4 protein-coding genes are annotated in these 2437 nt (G+C 72.5%); all 4 read right to left on the bottom strand.

Annotation, left to right across the window (positions count from 1 at the left end; genetic code table 11):
- Positions 1-256: 256 nt before the first annotated feature.
- Positions 257-721, bottom strand: a complete 465-nt coding sequence (locus ABD194_RS19995; protein WP_343994777.1) for a DUF7144 family membrane protein — start codon at positions 719-721, stop codon at positions 257-259.
- A 289-nt stretch (positions 722-1010) separates the two neighbouring features.
- On the bottom strand, positions 1011-1490 hold the full coding sequence (locus ABD194_RS19990; RefSeq protein WP_343994775.1) for a DUF6325 family protein: 480 nt from the start codon (positions 1488-1490) through the stop codon (positions 1011-1013).
- A gap of 207 nt (positions 1491-1697) precedes the next feature.
- Positions 1698-2051 carry a DUF8129 domain-containing protein gene (locus ABD194_RS19985; RefSeq protein ID WP_343994773.1) on the bottom strand — a complete coding sequence of 118 codons (354 nt, stop codon included), beginning with the start codon at positions 2049-2051 and terminating at the stop codon, positions 1698-1700.
- A 34-nt stretch (positions 2052-2085) separates the two neighbouring features.
- Entirely contained in the window at positions 2086-2370 is a 285-nt protein-coding gene (locus tag ABD194_RS19980; protein WP_343994771.1) for a hypothetical protein, read from the bottom strand.
- Positions 2371-2437: the final 67 nt, after the last annotated feature.

The raw sequence follows: 2437 nt of genomic DNA, 5'->3' as shown, positions 1-2437 counted from the left end.
CGGTCACGCGGGAACTCGAGCAGGAGGAAGTCGATCGGGCCAGAGACGTCCCTGGTCGCCGTGGGGGTGTCCGTGGTGGTCATGTCTCTCCTTCGTGGGTTCCGTCCGTCCACGAGACAGCGTCGCGTCCCGACGGGCGGCGCACGTCACCCTCCGCGGGTGAGTCCCCTCACCGGTCGACGCGCTGTCCGGTGCCACGGCGCGGCAGCGCCGGGGCGCCCCGAGGACGCCCCGGCGCGACGGCCGCTCGCAGCCCTCAGCTGCGGGGAGCCACCTCCTTGCCGTGTGCGGCGATGCCGTAGATGGCGAGGAGGTCGATGGCGATGATGGTGAGGGCCCACACCGGGAACGCCGCGATGAAGGCGAAGTTCACGATCGCGCTGAGCCCGGCCACGATCACGCCGAGCGCCCGGGCCCACATCGCCCCGGTGAACAACCCGAAGCCGGACACCAGGGCGACCACACCGACGATCAGGTGCACCCATCCCCAGGTCGTGTAGTCGACGTGGACGACGAGGCCGTTGGAGCCGACCAGGTAGTAGCCCTTGTCGAACAGTGCGACCAGCCCGGCGATGCCCTGGAAGCAGCCGAGCAGGATCAGCATCATCGATGCGAACAGGACCCACCCGCTCCAGCGGTCGCCAGGCGGGGGCTTGTGCCCGCGCTGCTGTGGCGCCCGGTTGCCCTGGGTCGCCGGTGGTTGCTGACGCACGTCGCTCATGATGTTCCTCCAGTCAGACGGAAGCCTGTGCACCTCCCACGCTCCCGGCCCCCGCGACCACGGGCACCATCCGGAGCGAGTGATCTCGTGCCCCGAGCGCAGGCGAGAGCCCGCCTCCTCGTGTCAGAACCGACGGTCCCGCCGGTCCTCACGGCGGTCCTGTCGCCGGTCGGTGCGACGCGCGACGCCGTGCGCCACGACCACCGCGGTCCCCACGGTGGCGGCGGTCCGCGCGACCGGCCGCCCGATCACGCCCGGCCGACCCACTCTCCTGCGTCCCAGCGGCATGTCAGTCACCCTCGCTCTCGTGCTCGCCGTCGTGCTCGATCGCTGCCAGCATGGCCTGCACCGGGATGCGTCCACTGGCCACCAGCTGGCCGCCGGCGTGCCGGACCGCGGACCCGAAGGGAGCGGCCCAGCGGTTCTCCCAGACGAGCAGCGCGGCGCTGCTGCCGGGCTCCACGGCCTCCGCGGCCGCCACGACGTCCTCCTCGCTGAGCAGGGTCGCCAGGGCGGTCTCGTAGCTGCGCAGCTCCCCCAGCTCGCTGTCCTCGACGTCGGCGATCTCGAAGACGTCCAGGTTGCCGTCGTCGTCCTTCTTCAGCAGGAGAAGGTCGAGGATGCGAATCACGTCGCGGTCGACGAGGTCGACGAGAGTCGGCGCGATCTCACCGTTGAACCTGCTGCCGGGGAACTCCACCACGATCCAGTCCACCGGGCCGAGCTCGTCCAGGTCCTCGGGGACCTGTTTCGTCAGCTGTTCCGTCATGCCACCACCTCCAGCGCGGTCGGGTCCGGCGCTCACCGGACCAGGGCGCCTCCATGCTGCAGGCCGCGCCGGGCGGCGGCATCAGCCTTGGGAGGTGAAGGGGTGCCCGCACAGCAGGGCGCGGGGGGCAGCTCCGCGGACGCGCGGTGGCGACGCGTACGCCCTCGGCATCACTCGCAGGGAGTGAGCGGGGGCGCCGCGCGGCGGTCAGCCGGTGCTCCGCGGCTGGGCGGGGTTGGTCGGCACCCCCTGGGAGGGCGGGTTCTGCGTGGGGCCCTCGGTCGCCGGCGACGCCGTGGATCCTCCCGGCCGGCCCGCCGTCATCTCGGGTGCGGCGGCCGTGGGGTCGCCACCGGACGGCTTCGCGGCCCCGGTCCGCAGCGCCGTCAGCCGGTGCTCCAGCACCTGCACGACCTGTATGCGGTCGGCGTGCTCCCGCTCGTAGGCGAGGACCCGCTCGACGCCGTCCGCGTCGAGCGTGCGCACCCGGGACTCGATCGAGCCGAGCGGCATGCCGTCGTAGTCGGGAAGGGGCAGGTCTGGCGTGTGCTGGTCGCTCATCGGGTCCTCCTGGAGGTCGGTGGTCCGGGATCGCTCAGGGCCGGGGGTTCGTGCGGGTCCAGCGTCGTTCGTCGCGGCGCCGGCCCATGCCGGCCGCGCACCGCGGGCACACGTCGACGACCTCGTCGGCGGCGCTTCCCGTGTCGGGCTGCACGTCGCGCCATTCCACGTGCGAGAAGCGCAGCAGCTGAGAACGGTGCAGCGACAGGCCGCACAGCGTCTGGTTGGTCCCGGGGTGCCACGCGTGCACCTCGCCTGCCGGTTCGCGTATGCCGTCCGGGTCGGTCCACGAACCGGTGGCCGCAACTGCTGCCCTCATGGCCTCCGGTTACCCAGCGCCTCGCGATTCACGCGCCGGCGGCGTCGTGGGGTCAGTCGTCGCTGAC

The sequence above is a fragment of the Terrabacter terrae genome, from assembly GCF_039529575.1.
GTDB lineage: Bacteria > Actinomycetota > Actinomycetes > Actinomycetales > Dermatophilaceae > Terrabacter > Terrabacter terrae.
The sequence above is the reverse complement of the archived record's forward strand: the minus strand, read 5'-3'. Positions and strand labels throughout refer to the sequence as shown.

Bases quoted from the DNA above. Each gene is read 5' to 3' on its own strand.
- ABD194_RS19980 (WP_343994771.1), bottom strand. From the start codon at position 2,370: ATGAGGGCAGCAGTTGCGGCCACCGGTTCGTGGACCGACCCGGACGGC.
- ABD194_RS19995 (WP_343994777.1), bottom strand. From the start codon at position 721: ATGAGCGACGTGCGTCAGCAACCACCGGCGACCCAGGGCAACCGGGCG.
- ABD194_RS19990 (WP_343994775.1), bottom strand. From the start codon at position 1,490: ATGACGGAACAGCTGACGAAACAGGTCCCCGAGGACCTGGACGAGCTC.
- ABD194_RS19985 (WP_343994773.1), bottom strand. From the start codon at position 2,051: ATGAGCGACCAGCACACGCCAGACCTGCCCCTTCCCGACTACGACGGC.